This window comes from Streptomyces sp. NPDC107454, assembly GCF_055582885.1.
This window is the reverse complement of the sequence record NZ_JBVJPA010000006.1, coordinates 396,313-415,077: the sequence shown is the minus strand read 5'-3', so window position 1 is coordinate 415,077 and position 18,765 is coordinate 396,313. Positions and strand designations below refer to the sequence as shown.

The 18,765-nt window shown below is 71.6% G+C and carries 16 protein-coding genes; 4 read left to right on the top strand and 12 right to left on the bottom strand.

What is annotated here, in order from left to right:
* Positions 1-12 precede the first annotated feature (12 nt).
* On the bottom strand, positions 13-1,551 hold the full coding sequence (locus ACZ69M_RS17565) for an aldehyde dehydrogenase family protein (RefSeq protein ID WP_470050715.1): 1,539 nt from the start codon (positions 1,549-1,551) through the stop codon (positions 13-15).
* 247 nt (positions 1,552-1,798) lie between these two features.
* On the opposite strand from ACZ69M_RS17565, the gene ACZ69M_RS17560 reads away from it, so the two are divergent.
* Entirely contained in the window at positions 1,799-2,737 is a 939-nt protein-coding gene (locus ACZ69M_RS17560) for a bifunctional helix-turn-helix transcriptional regulator/GNAT family N-acetyltransferase (RefSeq protein WP_470050713.1), read from the top strand.
* Here the strand turns inward: ACZ69M_RS17560 and ACZ69M_RS17555 are convergent.
* The 8 genes from ACZ69M_RS17555 to ACZ69M_RS17520 form a co-directional block, all read right to left on the bottom strand.
* Complete coding sequence (locus ACZ69M_RS17555; protein WP_470050711.1) at positions 2,734-3,663, bottom strand: hypothetical protein; 930 nt, start codon at positions 3,661-3,663, stop codon at positions 2,734-2,736. The genes ACZ69M_RS17560 and ACZ69M_RS17555 overlap by 4 nt on opposite strands.
* Positions 3,664-3,704: 41 nt before the next feature.
* On the bottom strand, positions 3,705-4,067 hold the full coding sequence (locus ACZ69M_RS17550; RefSeq protein WP_470050709.1) for a hypothetical protein: 363 nt from the start codon (positions 4,065-4,067) through the stop codon (positions 3,705-3,707).
* The gene (locus tag ACZ69M_RS17545; protein ID WP_470050708.1) at positions 4,060-5,703 is read right to left on the bottom strand and encodes a hypothetical protein; all 1,644 of its coding nucleotides are present in this window, start codon (positions 5,701-5,703) and stop codon (positions 4,060-4,062) included. The genes ACZ69M_RS17550 and ACZ69M_RS17545 overlap by 8 nt, the downstream gene beginning before the upstream one ends.
* A 297-nt stretch (positions 5,704-6,000) precedes the next feature.
* Entirely contained in the window at positions 6,001-6,990 is a 990-nt protein-coding gene (locus ACZ69M_RS17540) for a malate dehydrogenase (RefSeq protein ID WP_470050706.1), read from the bottom strand.
* Between the two features lie 960 nt (positions 6,991-7,950).
* A complete protein-coding gene (locus ACZ69M_RS17535) occupies positions 7,951-9,276 on the bottom strand; it encodes an XRE family transcriptional regulator (protein WP_470050704.1) in 1,326 nt (441 codons plus the stop codon).
* Positions 9,277-9,673: 397 nt separating this feature from the next.
* Complete coding sequence (locus tag ACZ69M_RS17530; protein ID WP_470050702.1) at positions 9,674-10,201, bottom strand: helix-turn-helix domain-containing protein; 528 nt, start codon at positions 10,199-10,201, stop codon at positions 9,674-9,676.
* Between the two features lie 269 nt (positions 10,202-10,470).
* Entirely contained in the window at positions 10,471-10,935 is a 465-nt protein-coding gene (locus ACZ69M_RS17525) for a DUF3017 domain-containing protein (RefSeq protein ID WP_470050966.1), read from the bottom strand.
* Between the two features lie 325 nt (positions 10,936-11,260).
* On the bottom strand, positions 11,261-12,115 hold the full coding sequence (locus ACZ69M_RS17520) for a bifunctional methylenetetrahydrofolate dehydrogenase/methenyltetrahydrofolate cyclohydrolase (RefSeq protein ID WP_054233749.1): 855 nt from the start codon (positions 12,113-12,115) through the stop codon (positions 11,261-11,263).
* 270 nt (positions 12,116-12,385) lie between these two features.
* Here ACZ69M_RS17520 and ACZ69M_RS17515 point away from each other — a divergent pair, with 270 nt between their 5' ends.
* On the top strand, positions 12,386-12,994 hold the full coding sequence (locus tag ACZ69M_RS17515; protein ID WP_470050700.1) for a hypothetical protein: 609 nt from the start codon (positions 12,386-12,388) through the stop codon (positions 12,992-12,994).
* Positions 12,995-13,330: 336 nt separating this feature from the next.
* Here the strand turns inward: ACZ69M_RS17515 and ACZ69M_RS17510 are convergent, their stop codons facing one another.
* On the bottom strand, positions 13,331-13,762 hold the full coding sequence (locus tag ACZ69M_RS17510) for a peptidase inhibitor family I36 protein (RefSeq protein WP_470050698.1): 432 nt from the start codon (positions 13,760-13,762) through the stop codon (positions 13,331-13,333).
* Positions 13,763-13,986: 224 nt separating this feature from the next.
* Between ACZ69M_RS17510 and ACZ69M_RS17505 the strand changes: the two genes are divergently transcribed.
* Positions 13,987-15,168, top strand: a complete 1,182-nt coding sequence (locus ACZ69M_RS17505; protein ID WP_470050696.1) for a helix-turn-helix domain-containing protein — start codon at positions 13,987-13,989, stop codon at positions 15,166-15,168.
* Positions 15,169-15,223: 55 nt separating this feature from the next.
* Here the strand turns inward: ACZ69M_RS17505 and purH are convergent, their stop codons facing one another.
* Both purH and purN read right to left on the bottom strand, forming a co-directional pair.
* The gene (gene purH, locus ACZ69M_RS17500) at positions 15,224-16,813 is read right to left on the bottom strand and encodes a bifunctional phosphoribosylaminoimidazolecarboxamide formyltransferase/IMP cyclohydrolase (RefSeq protein WP_470050694.1); all 1,590 of its coding nucleotides are present in this window, start codon (positions 16,811-16,813) and stop codon (positions 15,224-15,226) included.
* Positions 16,810-17,430 (bottom strand): phosphoribosylglycinamide formyltransferase, encoded by a 621-nt coding sequence (purN, locus tag ACZ69M_RS17495; protein ID WP_470050692.1) that lies wholly within the window; start codon positions 17,428-17,430, stop codon positions 16,810-16,812. Before purN ends, purH begins: the two co-directional genes overlap by 4 nt.
* Before the next feature lie 465 nt (positions 17,431-17,895).
* On the opposite strand from purN, the gene ACZ69M_RS17490 reads away from it, so the two are divergent.
* Complete coding sequence (locus ACZ69M_RS17490) at positions 17,896-18,747, top strand: hypothetical protein (RefSeq protein ID WP_470050691.1); 852 nt, start codon at positions 17,896-17,898, stop codon at positions 18,745-18,747.
* Positions 18,748-18,765: the final 18 nt, after the last annotated feature.

Sequence of the window (18,765 nt, the reverse complement as noted above, 5' to 3'; positions counted from 1 at the left end):
TGGGGGGTTACGTCACTGGGGTCGGCCCGCGAACCAGCGGACCGGCTTCGGCGCCAGGTTCTGGTAGACGTGCTTGGTCTCGCGGTACTCGGCGAGGCCCGCCGGGCCCAGTTCGCGCCCCACGCCGCTCTTCCCGAAGCCGCCCCACTCCGCCTGCGGGAGGTAGGGGTGGAAGTCGTTGATCCAGACGGTGCCGTGCCGCAGTCGTCCCGCGACGCGGCGGGCGCGGCCCGCGTCGGTGGTCCAGACGGCGCCCGCGAGCCCGTACTCGGTGTCGTTGGCGAGCGCGACGGCCTCGTCCTCGGTGCGGAAGGTCTCCACGGTCAGGACGGGCCCGAAGACCTCCTCGCGGACCACCTTCATCTCGCGGTGGCACTGGTCGAGGACGGTCGGCTCGTAGAAGTACCCGGTGGCGGGCCGCTGGGCGCACGGCTCGGGGCGCCGGCCGCCCGCACGCAGCACCGCGCCCTCCGCGAGCGCGGAGGCGACGTACGCCTCGGTCTTCTCGCGCTGCCCCTCCGACACGAGGGGGCCGCACTCGACGCCGTCCTCGGTGCCGCGGCCGAGCCTGATCCTGCCTGCCCTGCGGGCGAGTTCGGCGACGAAACGCTCGCGCACGGACTCCTCGACGATGAGCCGGGATCCGGCCGAGCAGACCTGGCCGCTGTGGATGAAGGCGGCGTTGAGGGCCTGGTCGACGGCGGTGTCGAAGTCCTCGTCCGTGGCGCAGGCGTCGGCGAACACGACGTTGGGGTTCTTGCCGCCGAGCTCCAGGGCGACCTTCTTGACGCTCTCCGCGGCGGCCCGCGCCACCTTCGTGCCGCTGACCAGGCCGCCGGTGAAGGAGACGAGGTCGACGTCCGGGTGCTCGGCGAGGCGGGCGCCCACCGTGTGCCCCGGGCCGGTCACGAGGCCCGCGACCCCGGCGGGGAGGCCGGCCTCGGTGAGCAGCCGAATCAGCGCGATCGTCGTCAGCGGGGTGATCTCGCTCGGCTTGACCACGAAGGTGTTCCCGGCGGCGAGGGCGGGCGCGATCTTCCAACTGGCCTGAAGGAGCGGATAGTTCCAGGGGGTGATCAGCGCGCAGACACCGACGGGCTCGTGCACGACGACGCTGTGGACGTCGGCGGACCCGGCGTCGACGACCCGCCCGCCGCCCTCCGCCACGACGAGGTCGGCGAAGTACCGGAAGGCGTCCGCGACACAGTCGATGTCGACCCGCCCCTCCTCCAGGGTCTTGCCCGCGTCGCGGCTCTCCAGGAGTCCCAGCTCCTCGCGGTCGCGGACGAGGAGGCCGGCGACGCGGCGCAGCAGCGCGGCGCGCCCGGCGACCGGGGTACGGGGCCACTCCCCCGTGTCGAAGGCGTGGCGGGCGGCGGCGACGGCGGCGTCCACGTCGCGCTCGTCACCCTCCGCGACCACGGCGAACGGCTTGGCATCCGCGGGATCGAGGATCTCGCGGGTCGCACGGGAGACGGCCTCCCGCCACTCTCCACCCACGTGAAGGGTCTGTTGTGCCTGCTGAGCCTGGTGCGCTTGGTGTCCGGCCATGGTCGGTGTTGCCTTCCGTTCCTGTTCCGTGCCCCTGCGTGCCCGTGTGTCACACGCGTGTCACTCTCGGGGACCGGGAGCGCCTGCCCCTCGACCCGGAATGCATGCACAACCAGTGACCAAAAGTGCCCGGCGTCACTGAAAAATGAGTAGAAATACGACCAGAAACCGCACAACGCACACCGCCCGTGGCCGAACCGGTCCCGGTCTCCTTTGACTCAAGTCAAAGGTTGACTAGAGTCAAAGAATGAATGGACGGGTGTCAGCGGAAGACGTGCGGGCGCTGCGGCGCTTCAACCGGTACTTCACCCGGCGCATCGGAGCCCTCGACGACCACTACCTCGGACAGGACCGGCCGCTCGGCGAGGCCCGGCTGCTGTTCGAGATCGGGGACGGGGCCTCGCTGCGGGAGCTGCGCGGCCGGCTCGGCCTGGACGCCGGGTACTTGAGCCGGATGGTCCGGGCGCTGCAGGTGCAGGGGCTGGTGCGGGTGAGCGTGCCGGCCGAGGACAGCCGGCTGCGGGTCGCGGAACTCACGCCGGCCGGGCGGGTCGAGATCGAGGAGCAGAACCGGCGGGCCGACACGCTGGCCGAGGGGCTGCTCGGCTCCCTCGACGAGCGCCGGCGCGGCGAGCTCACCGCCGCCATCGCCGCCGCCGAGCGGCTGCTGCGGCTGGCCGCGATCACCGTCGAGTCCGTCGACGGTGCGTCGCGCGACGCGCGCGACTGCCTCGCCGGGTACGCCGCCGACATCGACGCACGGTTCCCGGAGGGCTTCGACCCCGCCGCCCTCGTACGGCCCGACGAGGTGTCGGGGGACTCGGGTGCCTTCCTGGTCGCGTACGAGGAAGGGCGTCCCGTGGGGTGCGGGGCGCTGCGCCGGCTCACACCGGACACCGGCGAGATCCGGCATGTGTGGGTGCGGCCCGAGGCCCGGCGGCTCGGCCTCGCCGGCCGGATCCTCGACGGGCTGGAGCGGGCGGCCGTCGCGCGCGGGTACGGCGTCGTACGCCTCGACACCCACTCGGTGCTCACCGAGGCGCAGGCGATGTACCGGGCGTGCGGCTACTCCGAGATCCCGCGCTACGACGACAACGTCTACGCCGCCCACTGGTTCGAGAAGCGGCTGCCCGGCCCGTCGGAGAACCAGCGGAAAGCTGGTGGAGAAACGGGCGTTGAGAACTAGGTACTACTCGCGCAACTCGTGTCGGTGGGGCAGAAGGAGTTCAGGGCCGTGGTGAGCGGGCCCGTCATGTCCACGCCCTCGGGACCGCTCGCGTTGATCGCGTAGAGCGTGCCGTCGGCGGCCTGGAAGCGGTGGTCGACCACATGCGTGGCGCCCTTCTGCGGGCTGTCGTAGCGGTAGGTGACCTCCGTCCAGCCGGTGCCGTTCTGCCGCGCGATGAGCCGGTACCCAGGGAGCTTCTGCGAGATCTCCTCGGCCTGGGACGACGACTCGGCCAGGGAGCTCTCCTTGACCTCGAACAGCATGAGCCTGCTACTGCCGCCGGGGGCCGTGTAGGTGACGACCGGCGCCAGCTTGCCCTGGACCTCCTCGCGTACCCAGCCGTCCGGCACGTCCACCGTGTAGCCCACCGGATCCACCGACCTGCTGTAGCCGGGCGACGGCTCCGGGGTCGTGGGCTGCGTCGCCGGGTCGCTGGACCCGCCCGAACCGGCGTAGATGTCCGGACTCCCGGAGGTGTACCCGGTGTCCGGGGAAGGAACGCTCTGGGTCGCCGTGACGGTCACCGCCGGGCGCGACGGGTCGGCGCCGGTGTGCCCGGACGAGTCGCTCCTGGTCAGCGCCCACACCGCGCCTCCGACACCGCCCGCGAGGACGGCGACGGCCACGATCACGACCAGCAGCCGGCGCGAGTCCGTGGGGGCCGGTCCCCGACCGCCGCCGGAACTCCCGCCGGGCCCGGGCCACGACGGTGGCGGCAGGGGCGTCTCGGGCGGGCGCGGTGGCCCCGCCTGGGTCGTCGCCGACGCCCACCACTGCTGCTCCGCGTCCGGCGGCACCCCGCCACCACCGGCCCCGCCCCTGCCCTGCCCGCCCGCGCCGTCGTCGACCCACCGCTGGCGGTCCTCGTCCCACCGTTGCGCCACCTCGTCACCCCGTTCCCACTAGACCGGTCCCGCGCCGACCGCTAACCGGCCAGCTGCGCGATCACCTGCACCACGGCCGCCGTCGACGCCAGCCCCGCCACGGCCGCGGCGGCGGTCTCCAGGCGCATCCGCAGCCGGCCGAGCCGCGCCGGGTCCGCCTGGCCCGTTCTCTCGATCTCCCCCTGCACCACGGCCAGTTCGCCGTCGAGCCCGGTCGTGTCGTCGGTCTCCGTGAGCAGCCGCAGATGGTCGCGCAACGTGCGGACGGCCTCCAGGAGCGCCACGGTCGTCTCGTCGGCGTCGGCCGCGGGCGGCGCCTCGTGATAGTTCGCGGTGCCGTGGTCGCCGAAGTTCACCGCACTGCGCGTGATCCGGTCGACCCGCCCGCCCGAGCCCTCAGTCATCCCTGCTCCCCTCGTTGTACGACGCGCCCCCACTGCCCATGGAGACGGCGCTCTTGCTGATCCGGCCCACCGCGGTGCCACCGCTCATCTGCCCGATGAACTGGCCCCCCGCGGCCACGTTGAAGATGTTCTGCTCGAAGCTGCCCGTCTCACAGCCGCTGCGCCGCAGCGCCTCGCGCACCCCGCTCGCGATGCGGTCCTCGACGGTCTTGATGTAACGGCTGACGTCCATCTCCTGGAACAGCGACAGCCGGTCGGTGCTGCCCATCTCCCGCACGGACACCAACGGGGCGTCCGGCGGGGCCTGTTCGGGCCGGGCCAGCCAGGTGCGCAGGCACTGGACGAGGGTGCGCAGCATGGAGAACCCGGCCACCACGCCCGTCGCCGGGGCGGACAGCACCGTCCGCAGCACCTCACGCGCCGTCGCGCCCTCCCCGGAGGCCGCGATGAAGTCGACGCGCCGGTACTCCTCGAAGATCGGCCCCAGCACGTGCGGCACGACTTCCAGCACCAGCATCCCGCCCTGCGTGTGGACGCGGACCAGCACCGAGACCACGACCTGCTCGTCCCAGGCGCCGACCCTGACGCGCAGGAAGTGACGGCGCGCCTCGCCGCCCTCGTCCACCGCCCCGTCCAGGTGCAACCGGGCCGACGACGGCTCGTACACGCCCTGGTTGCGGCCCACGCCGTAGGGCAGGTAGACGAACTCCTCGACCTCCAGGTCCTTGAGCCGGTCCCGGCTGGTGCGCGCGGCGGACTCCCGCAGCGCCTCCAGCTTCGGTACGACCAGGTCGAGGATCTGCCGGTTGGTCAACTGCACCGGCGGGCGGTGCCCGTTCGCCGATCCGTCGCCGGTCTGCTCGGGCAGCTTCCCGTTCAGACCGTCGAACGGCTTCTTGGCGGGGGTGATCTCCATCGCGAACGACCAGGGCTCGTACGGCTTTCCCGCGCCGACGAACGGCCGGTGGGCGTCGTAGAGCGCCACGGACGCGTGCTGCTCCCAGGTGACGGCCCGCGCGACCCGGAGCTGACGCTCGCTGCCCATGGGCAGTGCCACGGACGTACGGGCGAAGGCGTCCCGGGAGAGTTCGACGCTCATGACCGCGGCCACCTGGGAGCGGTGGGCACCGATCACGAAGGTGAGCAGGAGCGGGAAGATCACCAGAAAGGGGTCGTGGAGCAACTGAGTGAACGCGTACACCCAGTAGGCGATCTCCGCGGCCCGCGCCATGAAGGTGAGCCCCCAGGCGGTCGCCCTGCGCGGCAGACGCAGCCGGGCGGACTCGTCCCGGCTCGCGGCGTACATGCTCATGCCCCACCCGGACGCGGCCCGCGCGGACCACAGCAGAACGCAGACGGCGGCATAGAAGAACACGGCGGCGGCGCCGAACACGCCCGCGAAGCCCTGGACCCCGGAGTCCGCGACGCTGGTGGCCGCCCGAACCACCTCCACCAGGAAGAACACGATCCAGATGGCCAGCAGGCCGAGCCCGGTCAGGGCCTCCCTGCGGCGCGCCCGCAGCGCGTGCGCGAGCACGGCGACGACGTCGACACCGAGGGACGGTGCCGCGGGGCGCTCCTCGTGCCCTATGAGTTCGTCGATGACCCGTGCCCGGAACACGGTGTCCAGATGCACTCCGGCACACAACAGCCGTGTCGCCTCGCTGTGTGCGTACCGTCTCGCCGATTCCGTCACTGGGACCACCCCCGTGTGTCTCCCCCGGCCGCGCCCCAGCTCTCTTGAGCAGCCCTGCGCTCCCCTACCGGACCGTACGTCACGACGATAGCGAGAGTTACTCCCCGTGCACCCCCGCATACAGCGAGAAAGCATGTACGTTCGATGCGTACTTTCTGTACGCATGCGTCGGCCCCGCCCGGGACACTTCCCGGACGGGGCCGATGAGTTGCGAGTGACTCAGGTGAGTCGGGTACCTCAGATCAGACCGAGACCGCGGACCGCGTCGCGCTCCTCCTCGAGCTCCTTGACGGAGGCGTCGATACGGGCGCGGGAGAACTCGTTGATGTCCAGGCCCTGGACGATCTCGTACTGCCCGTCCTTGGTGGTGACCGGGAAGGAGGAGATGATCCCCTCGGGCACGCCGTAGGAACCGTCCGACGGGATACCCATGGAGGTCCAGTCACCGTCGGCGGTGCCGTTGACCCAGGTGTGGACGTGGTCGATGGCGGCGTTGGCGGCGGAGGCGGCGGAGGACGCGCCACGGGCCTCGATGATCGCGGCACCGCGCTTGGCGACGGTCGGGATGAAGTCCTCGGCGAGCCACTTCTCGTCGTTCACGACCTCGGCGGCGTTCTTGCCGGCGACCGTGGCGTGGAAGATGTCCGGGTACTGGGTGGCGGAGTGGTTGCCCCAGATGGTGAGCCGCTTGATGTCGGCGACCGTCGAGCCCGTCTTCTTCGCGAGCTGGGTCAGCGCGCGGTTGTGGTCGAGGCGGGTCATCGCGGTGAAGCGCTCGGCCGGTACGTCCGGGGCGGCGGCCTGGGCGATGAGGGCGTTGGTGTTGGCCGGGTTGCCGACGACGAGGACCTTGATGTCGTCCGCGGCGTTGTCGTTGATGGCCTTGCCCTGCGGCTTGAAGATGCCACCGTTGGCGGAGAGCAGGTCACCGCGCTCCATGCCCTTGGTACGGGGGCGGGCGCCGACGAGCAGCGCGACGTTCGTGCCGTCGAAGGCGACGTTCGGGTCGTCCGAGATGTCGATGCCCGCGAGCAGCGGGAAGGCGCAGTCGTCGAGCTCCATCGCGGTGCCCTCGGCGGCCTTCAGCGCCGGCGTGATCTCCAGGAGGCGCAGCTTGACCGGCACGTCCGCGCCGAGCAACTGGCCGGAGGCGATGCGGAAGAGCAGGGCGTAACCGATCTGGCCGGCCGCGCCGGTGACGGTGACGTTCACGGGAGTGCGGGTCATGGCGTTCTCCGTATGACAGCAGGCGGTGGGGCGTCCCTGCCCCGGGGTGCAGGATCATCCCCTGCGTCCACCGCAATGATCGATCAAAGGAACCGATGATCGATCTCTCGGCGTCAAGAGAGATCCGCCGTCAGGCTATCGCGCATCCAGGATCCCGCACGGCCGGGTCCCGTGTGGCCCACCCCACAGCCCCCCGACCGGGCGGCCGCCGGTCCGGGAGAGGATGACACGACGACCGCCGTCGGGGTGACCGGCCGGGGCCGGATCCCGTGGGGGTACGGTGCGCCTGCCCCAACGGCGCCGGAACATTCCTGCGCCGCGATTTTCGAGGGTGGTTCTCTTCGGCTACGGGTGAACGGGGGTTGCCCACGCCCCCCAGGCGGGGCTGCGCCCCGAAATCCCGGCCGCGTGTTCGTCTTTTGACGGACGGTTGGTGGGGGTTGCTCGCGCAGTTCCCCGCGCCCCTGAAGGGGCGCGGGCCCTGCGGGTGTTTCCTCGGCTGCGGGACGGTGGGGGCTGGGCGCGCAGTTCCCCGCGCCCCTAAAAGCCTCGGCTCGACCGGCGTTCGAGGACGGGGCCGAGGGTTGAACCCCGCCCACCCCGGCCCGCGTCCTTCAGCCAGTCCGGCGTTCGAGGACGGGGTCGGAGGCCGATGCCCCACCCACCCCGTCATCCCACCCGCCTCGGCCCGCCCTCCCCCAGCCCGTCCGGCGTTGGAGGACGAGGCCGTGAGCCGATGTCCCACCCACCCCTGGTCCCTCCACCCCGGCCCGCATCTTTCAGCCCGTCCGGCGTTTGAGGACGAGGCCGTTCAGGCCGATGCGGGGGTCCAGGGGGCGCAGCGCCCCTGGCGGGGGACTGGGGGCGGAGCCCCCGGGTAGGGATGGGACGGGTAGGGGCGGCGGGGGCGAGGAAACATGCCGCACGCACCCACCCGCCCCAGCCCCTCCCCCCGTTACTTCACTTCGTGCAGCCCTTCTGGCCCGATTTCAACGTGACGCAAGCCTTCGCCTCGGCGGCATCCTTGACGGCGATCATCGGGGTGTACGCATCGGTGGCGTTGTCGACGGTCCCGGTCTGCGCGGCAGCACCCCCACCCGTCACCTGCACCGAGTCACCGATCACGGCCTGGGTGATACGGGCCCAGGCAGCGGCGCAGGTCTTGCTGTAGCGCACCTCGACGAGGGTGGTACCCACGGTGATGCTGGTGCTGGTCGTCGCCAGTTGCCCACCGCACCCCATGTTCTCCGGGTCCTTGCCCGTGCAGTCGGCGCCGCTGCACTTCACCCCGGCCGGCAGATCGGGATTGACCGAGGCGGACGTCGAAGGCGTCTTCGGCGCACTCGCCGCCTTCTTGCCGTCGCCGCCCCCGGTGAAGTACACGACCGCGGCTATCACCACGAGCGCACCCACAACCCCCGCGAGGAACATCGTCAGCCGCCGCTTACGCCGCGCCGCCGCGTCCGCGGATCCGCCCACGGGCGCACCCGGCCCACCGGCACCGACCGACCCGGCCGGACCCACAGAACCGCCCGGCTCCGACGAACCCACAGACCCCGCGGAACCCACAGAACCCGCAGAACCCCCCGGCCCCACAGATCCCGCCGGAGTCGACGGACCGTACCGCCCCCCGTCACCGGACGGCGTGGCGACGACCCCCCAGCCCCCACCACGCGAGCCCCCACCGGACGAAGGCCCGCCCGAAGACCCTCCGGAAGACCCGCCCGAAGAGGACCCTCCGTACCCGGCACCCCCACGCGCCCCACCCCCGAGCGGCGACGAAGAGCCGTACGACGAGTCCTCCACCTCCGTGGCGGACGGCTGCGGCGGCACCGTCGGCGACACCCCCGCGGGCCCGGCGATCCCCGGCGTGATGCCGGGCGTCGCGGTCGCGCTGCCGCCCTTGCGGGCCTGCTTGCCGTTGCTCCCCTTCGCCGGGGGCGCCCCGAACTCCCCGAGCGCGGCGCGCGCCTGAGAGATCCGGATCGCTTCCATGGTCATGTCGTGGCGCATCTCCGAGCGGCTCCACGCACGCTCGGCCAGCTCCCACATGGTCGTCAGATGGATGGGATTGGTCCCGGTCACCTCGGCCAGGGCGACGATCGCGCCCTTGGGCGCGAGAAGCCGACCGTTGAGGTACCGCTCCCAGGACGTCTTGCTGTAGCCCGTACGGTCGGCCACCGCGGCGATGCTCAGCCCGCTCCGGTCGACCAGTCGGCGCAACTGGCTGGCGAACTCCCTGACCTGCGGATCGAGTTCATCCGGCAAGTCCCTCCAACGAGGCATTACTGCTCCCCCCTGCTTCTTTCCCCCCGTACATGCCTGACTGTTCCCCCGCGTGTTCGGCGCCCCTCCGTCGAGTCCCCCCGGCCCCCCCGGTCCCCGTTCTGGCTACCCACAGGGATGCGATCGGTCAGGATCTCAGTTCCCGGGATGGGGGCGTACGGGAGCATTCGGGCCCGGGCATGCACCGTTGCACGCCCCGCGGGCTGCGGCCCATTGTCCCATCGACGTCATGCCCGCCAATCGGACCCTCGCCCTCCGCAACAGGACGTCCGATACCGTCCCGATTGGCCACGCTAACCGGGTTGTTGGTGTGGATCAGGGTAAATCCCTGAACTTGTCAAGACATCGACACAACGGGAACACAGGTGCGACCTCACCCGTCACGAGAACGCTCAGTTCACCCGAGGGTGACGGCACCCACGACGGCGGCGAGCAGGATGACGACGGCGAGGAGGGCCGCGTAGAGGAGGAGGCGGGGCGTACGGGGCCCGGCGGGCCGCCGGGACGCCTCCTCGTCGAGCAGGTCCCACCACGGGAGCGTGGGGTCCTCCTCGTAGCCGTCACGGCCGCGCACGGCGGGAGCGCCGTGCACGACGGGGCCGGGACCGCCCGCCGGTACCCGTACGGGCGGCACGGGCGGCACGGGCTCGCGCGGCCAGGCCCGCACCGCCAGTTCCCAGCGCACCCCGAAGCGTTCGGTCTCCTCGTCCGCGACACCCGCGACCCGGCACAGGGCGACGACCGCCTGCCGGGGCGGCGGCTGGCTCGCGTTGAGGTAGCGCTGCCAGGAGGACTTGCTGTACGCGGTGCGCGTGCCCAGCGCGACCAGGCTCATCCCGGTGCGGTCCTTGAGCAGCCGCAGCTGCTCGACGAAGTGCCGTACCTCCGCCGGAAGCTCCTCCGGCAGCGGCTGCCAGGCACCCATCGCTTCACCCACCTCCCGCGGCGCTCACCAGGCGCCCCGTGTCGTTCCCCGTGAGCGATTGACGACGCCGGGCGGTTGACGGTTCCCGTGACGTGGCGCGGACAGCGTGGCGGAATGGTCACTTCCGTGCCACAGGGAACTGACGGCTGTTGTACAGGCGGTGCCTGTACAGAAGGGTTGACCCGGGCGGTCCGGCCGCCCGGCCGCGGCCCGTCCTTACTCGGGGGAGGGGACGGGCCGCGCCCTGCTTCAGGGCATGCGCGGGGGTCTCAGCGGACCGTGAAGTGCAGCGTGTCGTCCAGGAACGGGATCACCAGCCACGGGTTGGGCTGTGCCATCAGCGAGAGCAGCACGATGGCGACGCCCAGCACGCCGTACGTGACCATGTCCGTGAAGCGGGAGCGGACCGCGAGCATGCCCACGTCGGGCAGCATCCAGCGCATCACGGCGCCGGCCAGCAGCGCGGCGCCGATCAGGATCGTGCCGAGCCGGAACACGTCGAGGGCGGTCAGCAGCAGGCCGAGTCCGACGGCCGACAGCACGGCGAGGATCGGCCACTGGCGGGCCGGGGCCGGGGCGTCGCCGCCCGCCGCCCGGCCGCCGCCCTCGGGCCGCGCGGTGTCCCTCGTGAACAGGGGGAAGCGACGAGTGGTGCGGCGCGGCTTCCCCTCTGCGTCGGGGGCGCCCTCGACGTCGGGCGCACCCGGCTCTCCCTCGGCGTCGGGCGCGCTCACGGCGTCGGGCGCACCCGGCTCTCCCTCGGCGCCCGCCGCCTCCCGCACACCCGCCACACCGTTCACGGCCCCCGCCTTCCCCGAACCGGCCTCACCGTTCACGGCCCCCGCTTTCCGAGGACCGGCCTCACCGTTCACGGACCCCGCCTCCCGCGCGACGGACGCACCCTTCACAGCCCTCGCCCTCCGCACGGCCGATCCGCCGTTCGCGGACGCGGACGCGGCCTCCCGCACGGCCGACTCGGCGTCGGAGCCGGTGTCGGTGTCGGAGCCGGTGTCGGTGTCGGAGCCGGTGTCGCGGGCCGCGGCGTCCTCGGGTCCGCCGTCAGCCGACACTGCGCTCCGCCGCTTCCACCACGTTGACGAGCAGCTGGGCGCGGGTCATCGGGCCCACGCCGCCGGGGTTCGGGGAGATCCACGCGGCGACCTCGGCGACGTCCGGGTGGACGTCTCCGACGATCTTGCCCTCGGCGCTGCGCGAGACACCGACGTCGAGGACGGCGGCGCCCGGCTTCACGTCCTCGGCGCGGATGAGATGGGCGGACCCGGCCGCGGCGACGATGATGTCGGCGCGCTTCAGATGCGCGGAGAGATCACGGGTGCCGGTGTGACACTGGGTGACCGTGGCGTTCTCGCTGCGTCGCGTCAGCAGCAGCGGCATCGGACGCCCGATGGTCACCCCGCGGCCGACGACCACGACCTCGGCGCCCTTGATCTCCACGCCGTAGCGGCGCAGCAGGGTGAGGACGCCGTTGGGGGTGCACGGCAGCGGGGCCGGCTCGTTGAGGACCAGCCGCCCGAGGTTCATCGGGTGCAGGCCGTCGGCGTCCTTGTCCGGGTCCATCAGTTCCAGGATGCGGTTCTCGTCGATGCCCTTGGGGAGCGGGAGCTGGACGATGTAGCCGGTGCACGTGGGGTCTTCGTTGAGTTCGCGCACCACCGCCTCGATCTCCTCCTGCGTGGCGGTCGCGGGCAGTTCACGCTGGATGGAGGCGATACCGACCTGGGCGCAGTCGCGGTGCTTGCCCGCGACGTACTTCTGGCTGCCGGGGTCGTCGCCGACGAGGACGGTCCCCAGGCCGGGCGTGACGCCCTTCTCCTTCAGGGCCGCCACGCGGGCGGTCAGATCGGACTTGATCGCGGCTGCGGTGGCCTTGCCATCGAGAATCTGGGCGGTCATGGACCCATCCTCGCGGATGACCCGCTCCCGGTTCCAATCCGGGCGCCCCTTTCCCCCTGTGACCAGCCGCGATCAGCTGTGATCAGCCGTGTTGCGCTTGCACAACACCTGCACAACACAATCGGAAGTGCTCTGGACAAATAAGTAAGGCATTGAGAACGATGAACATCACAGTGCCGCGGACAGTACCGGGGGGACGGACCGCTCTGTAGAACTCTCCTCCGCACCTTGCCGCGCGTCCCCGCACCAGGCAACGGAGGAAGACCCGCCATGAGTTACGGCGACCCGAACAACCCCTACGGTCCCCCGCAGGGCCAGCCGGCCGGCTACCCGCCCCAGGGCCAGCCCGGCTACGGCTACCCCCAGGGCGCCCCGCAGCAGCCCGGTTACGGCTACCCGCAGGCCCCGCCGATCGGCCAGCAGCCGTACGGCGGCTACCCCGGTGGCCCGATGGAGATGCCCGGCACGGTCAAGGCCGCGCGCGTGATGCTGTTCGTCATCGCCGGTTTCCAGGTGCTCGGCGCCATCCTGATCGCGATCTCGGCGCTCGCCGTCGCCGCCGCGAAGAACAACGCGGACCTCAAGGACGACGTCCAGTTCCAGCAGCTCGCGGACTACTCGTCCGGCGTCCTGTGGGGCGTCACGGTCGCGGTCCTGGCGTGGGGCGTCTTCGCGATCTGGCTCGGTGTCAAGTGTGCGAACGGCGGCAGCGGTGTCCGCATCGCCGCGCTGGTGTTCGGCATCCTCACCGCGGTCCTCGGTATCTACCCGTTCGTCGTCATCGGTCTGGTGCACACCGTGCTCGCCATCCTCATCGCGGTGTTCGTCGGCAAGGCGGACGGCGCCGCCTGGTTCGACCGCCCGAAGTACTCGGTCTGAGGCCACCGGCGGCACGGCCGCCACTAGGCCCACTGCGAGGCCGACTCCGAGGCCGACTCCGAGGCCGACTCCGAGGCCGACTCCGAGGCCGACTCCGAGGCCGACTCCGAGGCCGACTCCGAGGCCGACTTCCAAGCCACGAAGGCGACTTCCCGCCATTCGCTCCGAGGGCCGTGTCTCACCCTGCGCAAGGGGAGACACGGCCCTCGCGCGTCTGTCCACTCCCGGTTTCTCAGCGGCCCTGCGGCAACGGCGCGAGCCGGGGCTGCACGACCGGCTTCACGACTCGTCGGGCCGGGCGGGCGACCCGCGCAGGTGCGCGAGCCGCCCTCTGGCTCAGCCGCAGTTACCGGTGATCCACTGGTGGGACCGCACCTTGTACGTACCGGCGAGGTTGCCGCCCTGCTGCTGCCGGGTGCAGCCGATCCGGCCGTTGTAGTTGGTGTTCGCGTAGAAGGCGACACCGCTGTACGACCCGGTGCCGGCGTTCCACACCGACTTCACGTTGGTCGTGGCGGCCCAGGAACACTTGATGGCGCCGCTCTGCCAGTCGGGGTCGGCGACGCTCCACGAGCACTTGCTGCCGGTGAAGTTGAAGCCGGTCCAGAAGCAGACGTCACCCGACGCGCAGTCCACGGCGGCGGCCGAGGCCGGTGCCGCCGAAGCGGAGGCGGGCAGGGCCAGCGTGGTGGCGGCCGCCGCGCTGACGGCGAGGGTCGCGAGCAGCGGGGAGAGCCGGCGCGGACGACGTAGGACGGAAAGGTTCATGGGTCTGTTTCTCCTTGCGATGCGGCTGCTGGTGCTCGGACAGCCAGAAGGTGGCAACGCGTGTCCCGGCCGGGCAAGGAGACCGGGCGGGATGGGACGCCGGGACGGCCGGACGCCCGCTACTTGGCGCGTTATCTAACCCCTGGGACGGCCGTGGGACGGCTACTGTGTCCAGCCACTGGAACGTCTGACCAGCGTGCCGCAAGTGCCAGGGGGGAACCGCGATGCCCGCGTGCCCGGAAACCGAACGGTTCGCCGCGCTGTTGCGTTCGCTGAAGAACCGGTCCGGTCTGAGTTACGAGGCCCTCGCCAAGAAGACCGGAACGGCCGGATCCACACTGCACCGCTACTGCCGCGGCACTTCGGTGCCCCAGGACTACGGGAGCGTGCACCGGTTCGCCACCGCCTGCGGCGCGACCCCGGACGAACTGCGGACACTGCACCGGCAGTGGGCCCTGGCCGACGCCGCCCGGACGGAGCCGGGGACGGCGACGGAGGCGGAGGCGGAGGCGGAGGCGGAGGCGGACGCAGGCGTCGGCGAGGTCGTCGGTCTCGTGGACGGCGCTGGTGCCGAGGAGCCGACGGCCGTGGAGCCGGGAGCGGTGGAGCCGGAAGCGGTCGAGCCGGAAGCGGTGGAAACGGGAGCGGTGGAGCCGGAGGCGGTCGAGGCCGGGCCCGTTCGGACGGTCCGTCAGGGCCGGTTCCGTCTTGACCAGTTCCGGCAGGGCCGGTTCCGTGTAGTGGTGATCGGCGCCGTGGTCCTGACGCTCGGTGTCTCCGCCTGGGCCCTGACGACCGATCACCCGTCGTCCGGCAGCAGCGGCGGCTCCGCGGCGGACGGCCGTCTGCTCTTCTCGGCCGCATGTCAGCCCGTGGTGGCCATGGGCCAGCACGACGCGTGCGTGGGCGAGGTACAACGGCTGCTGCACGCCAAGGGCGCGGACATCGACGTCGACTCGGACTTCGGCCCGCAGACACTGCGCCGGGTCACCGCCTTCCAGGTGTTCACCGGTCTCCAGCCCAACGGAGTCGTCGGGGACGCCACCAAGAAGGCGCTCTACACCTCGAACGTACGCATGACGGTCTGGCCGCCGGCGAAGGTTCGGCAGCACATCCGCACGGTCTTCACCGACGCACCCGACGCGGCGGTCGCCATCGCGGACTGCCAGTCGTTCCTCGACCCGCTGCACATCCTGCCCAACACCAACGGCACCCGTAACTGGGGTCTGTTCCAGATCTCCGACCTGCGCCTGCGCGAACTGGGCGGGACCCCGCGTCAGGCGCTGGACCCGGAGTGGAACATCAGGGCGGCCAGGCGCCTCTGGAGCAAGAAGCGCGACTTCCACGACTGGCCGAACTGCGAGCGCGCGGTCAAGGGCGCCGCCACCACGGCGCCCGCACGGTAGCGGCGGCCCACCGGAACCCCGGTGGACCGCCGCGCACGCACCGACCTGCCGCGGATCAGTGGAAGAAGTGCCGCGTCCCCGTGAAGTACATGGTGATGCCCGCCTTCTTCGCGGCCTCGACCACCAGCTCGTCACGGACCGAACCGCCGGGCTGGACCACGGCCCTGACGCCCGCCTCGGCGAGGATCTCCAGACCGTCGGGGAACGGGAAGAACGCGTCCGAGGCCGCGTACGACCCACGGGCCCGCTCGGCGCCCGCCCGCTCGACCGCGAGCTTCGCGGAGTCGACGCGGTTGACCTGGCCCATGCCGACGCCGACCGAGGCGCCGTCCTTGGCGAGCAGGATCGCGTTGGACTTCACCGCGCGGCAGGCCCGCCAGGCGAAGGCCAGCTCGTCGAGCTCGCCCTCGTTCAGGGCGTCACCGGTCGCCAGGGTCCAGCTCGCCGGGTTGTCGCCGTCGGCCTGGAGGCGGTCGGTGACCTGGAGCAGCGCGCCGCCGTCGATCGGCTTGAGCTCGGTCGGGTTCGCGGGCGCGCGGTGGGCGCGCAGCACGCGGATGTTCTTCTTCTTGGTGAGGGCTTCGAGGGCGCCGTCCTCGTACTCGGGCGCCACGATGACCTCGGTGAAGATCTCGGCGACCTGCTCCGCCATCTCCTTCGTCACCGGCCGGTTGACCGCGATCACACCGCCGAACGCGGACAGCGGGTCACAGGCGTGCGCCTTGCGGTGCGCCTCGGCGACGTTCGAGGCGATCGCGATGCCGCACGGGTTGGCGTGCTTGATGATCGCGACGCAGGGGTCCTCGTGGTCGTACGCGGCACGGCGCGCGGCGTCCGTGTCCGTGTAGTTGTTGTACGACATCTCCTTGCCGTGCAGCTGCTCGGCCTCCGCGAGACCGCCGGCGTGGGAGGTGTAGAGGGCGGCGGGCTGGTGCGGGTTCTCGCCGTAGCGGAGGGTGTGCGCGCGCTCCCAGGTGGCGCCGAGGAAGTCGGGGAACCCGGAGGCGTCGACGGGGGCGTACTCGGAGGCGAACCAGGAGGCGACGGCGACGTCGTACGCGGCCGTGTGCTGGAAGGCCTCGGCCGCGAGCCGCTTACGGGTGGTGAGGTCGAAGCCCCCGGTCCGCACGGCGGAAAGGACGTCGCCGTAACGGTCGGGGCTGGTGACGACGGCCACGGACGGGTGGTTCTTGGCGGCGGCACGGACCATCGAGGGGCCGCCGATGTCGATCTGCTCGACGCACTCGTCCGGCGTCGCGCCCGAGGCGACGGTCTCACGGAAGGGGTAGAGGTTGACGACGACGAGGTCGAAGGGCTTGACGCCCAGCTCTTCCAGCTGCCGCCGGTGATCGGGCAGCCGCAGGTCGGCGAGGATGCCGGCGTGGACCTTGGGGTGCAGGGTCTTGACTCGGCCGTCGAGGCACTCGGGGAAGCCGGTCAGGTCCTCGACCTTGACGACGGGGACCCCGGCCGCGGCGATCTTGGCGGCGGTGGAGCCGGTGGAGACGAGCTCGACACCGGCCTCGTGGAGCCCGCGGGCAAGCTCTTCGAGCCCGGTCTTGTCGTAGACGCTGACGAGCGCGCGCCGGATGACCCGCTTGGTGCCCTCGGTGCTCTCGGCCGTGACTGTGCTGTCGGCGGTCACTGGATAACTACCTTTCGTCCCTCAATGCGATAGCCGTTGCGGGCGAGCCGCCCCACGACATCGACGAGCAGTCTTCGCTCGACTTCCTTGATGCGCTCGTGCAGAGCGCTCTCGTCGTCCTCGTCCCGGACCTCCACCACGCCCTGAGCGATGATCGGTCCGGTGTCGACGCCGTCGTCGACGAAGTGGACGGTGCAGCCGGTGACCTTCGCGCCGTACGCGAGCGCGTCGCGTACGCCGTGGGCTCCCGGGAAGCTGGGCAGCAGGGCGGGATGCGTGTTGACGAAGCGCCCGCCGAACCGGGTGAGGAATTCCTTCCCCACGATCTTCATGAACCCCGCGGAGACCACCAGGTCTGGCTCGTGGTCGGAGACGGCCTCGGCGAGCGCGCCGTCCCACTCGTCCCGGGTGTCGTAGTCCTTGACGCGGCGGACGAAGGTGGGGATCCCGGCCCGCTCGGCCCGGGCGAGCCCTTCGATGCCGTCGCGGTCGGCGCCCACGGCCACGATCTCGGCCCCGTAGGCCTCCGGCCCGGCCACGGCGATGCCGTCGAGCAGTGCCTGCAGATTCGTGCCTGATCCGGAGACCAGCACGACGAGGCGCTTGGTCTTGGCCACGACGGGGCCCTTTCTCGGGGGAGCATTTGTACGGTCGTACGAATGCTTCGCGCCCCTGGATACGGGGAAGTCTACGAAGCGGCCGACCGTCAGCAACGATACCGGCACACCGGGCAGCCCCCACGGGACGGGGGCGTGGCCGGAAGGTAGCGTCTGCGGTGGATCCTCCCGGGAACACCGTTCAGCACGGGGAACGCCCTGTGCGCTTGGGACGTTGACCTGGGACGGGTAGAACGTTCGGGGTACGAGCCCCGGGGGCGAACGTCCGGGGCGCGGGCCTCGGGCGGAAATCCCGGGGCAGGGACTCCATGGAGCGGTGTCCGGGGTGCGAATCCCGGGTCCTGATCCTGAAAACGAACGCCCGGGGTGCGAGCCCCGCGCAGGACGCTCGGGGTGCGCGTCGCGAGCACGATGCCGTGTGGACACGCCGCCCGCCAGAACCACCAAGGGGAAGACGCACACCTGATGCCGGACCGCAGTCTCCGACTCCCTCCGCTGCTGCTTCGCGAGCGGCGCCCTTCGCCTACCCCGCCGCGGGAGAGCGGGGACACGCCCTCGGGTGGGAACGGTTCCGCGGGCGGACGCGGCCCGGACACAGACCCCGGCTCCGGCTCCGGCTCCGGCTCCGGCTCCGGCTCCGGCTCCGGCTCCGGCTCCGACGACAATCCCTTCGCTCCGCCGCCGGAGGGCACGCCCGACCGCCCCTGGCAGCCTCGGCGTCCCTCGTCCGGCCAGAGCCCGAACGACAACGACGGCTCCGGACCTGGCTCCGACCCCGGACAGTCCCCCTGGGGCAGCCAGTGGAGCGACCGGCAGCCGGGGCGTTCGTCCGGCGGCGGTTTCGGCGACCGTCCCGGGGCTCCGCAGGGTCAGGGCGGCCCGGAAGGTCCCGGCGGTGGGCCGGGCTCCGGAATGCGCTGGGACCCGACGGACCCCGCCCAGCGCCGCGCACGCTACGCGCTGCTCTCCGGAATGTGGGCGTTCTTCTTCGCCCTGTTCAGCTGGCCGTACGTGGCGCTGCTGCTCGGCGCGCTCGCCCTGTACTGGGGCGGCAGCGCACTGCGTGCCAAGCCCCGCGCGCAGGACCCGGACACCCCGGCCCCCGACGCGAACACCCGCCCCCAGACGACCGCCGCGGTGAGCGGCCTCGTCACCGCGTCCCTGGCCATCGTCATGGTCGCCGCGACCTTCACCGCGCAGTTCGTGTACAGCGACTACTACTCCTGCACGAACGACGCCCTCACCAACACCGCCAAACAGTCCTGCAACGACCTCCTCCCGAAGGACCTGAGGGGCGTCCTGGGAACGCGCGGCTAGCGCAAACATGGGAAGGGG

What these genes read in the sequence shown, in the direction of transcription:
- ACZ69M_RS17565 (WP_470050715.1), bottom strand. Translation starts at nt 1,551, where the DNA reads ATGGCCGGACACCAAGCGCACCAGGCTCAGCAGGCACAACAGACCCTT.
- ACZ69M_RS17490 (WP_470050691.1), top strand. Translation starts at nt 17,896, where the DNA reads ATGCCGGACCGCAGTCTCCGACTCCCTCCGCTGCTGCTTCGCGAGCGG.
- ACZ69M_RS17535 (WP_470050704.1), bottom strand. Translation starts at nt 9,276, where the DNA reads ATGCCTCGTTGGAGGGACTTGCCGGATGAACTCGATCCGCAGGTCAGG.
- ACZ69M_RS17560 (WP_470050713.1), top strand. Translation starts at nt 1,799, where the DNA reads ATGAATGGACGGGTGTCAGCGGAAGACGTGCGGGCGCTGCGGCGCTTC.
- ACZ69M_RS17515 (WP_470050700.1), top strand. Translation starts at nt 12,386, where the DNA reads ATGAGTTACGGCGACCCGAACAACCCCTACGGTCCCCCGCAGGGCCAG.
- ACZ69M_RS17510 (WP_470050698.1), bottom strand. Translation starts at nt 13,762, where the DNA reads ATGAACCTTTCCGTCCTACGTCGTCCGCGCCGGCTCTCCCCGCTGCTC.
- ACZ69M_RS17550 (WP_470050709.1), bottom strand. Translation starts at nt 4,067, where the DNA reads ATGACTGAGGGCTCGGGCGGGCGGGTCGACCGGATCACGCGCAGTGCG.
- ACZ69M_RS17540 (WP_470050706.1), bottom strand. Translation starts at nt 6,990, where the DNA reads ATGACCCGCACTCCCGTGAACGTCACCGTCACCGGCGCGGCCGGCCAG.
- ACZ69M_RS17505 (WP_470050696.1), top strand. Translation starts at nt 13,987, where the DNA reads ATGCCCGCGTGCCCGGAAACCGAACGGTTCGCCGCGCTGTTGCGTTCG.
- ACZ69M_RS17520 (WP_054233749.1), bottom strand. Translation starts at nt 12,115, where the DNA reads ATGACCGCCCAGATTCTCGATGGCAAGGCCACCGCAGCCGCGATCAAG.
- ACZ69M_RS17530 (WP_470050702.1), bottom strand. Translation starts at nt 10,201, where the DNA reads ATGGGTGCCTGGCAGCCGCTGCCGGAGGAGCTTCCGGCGGAGGTACGG.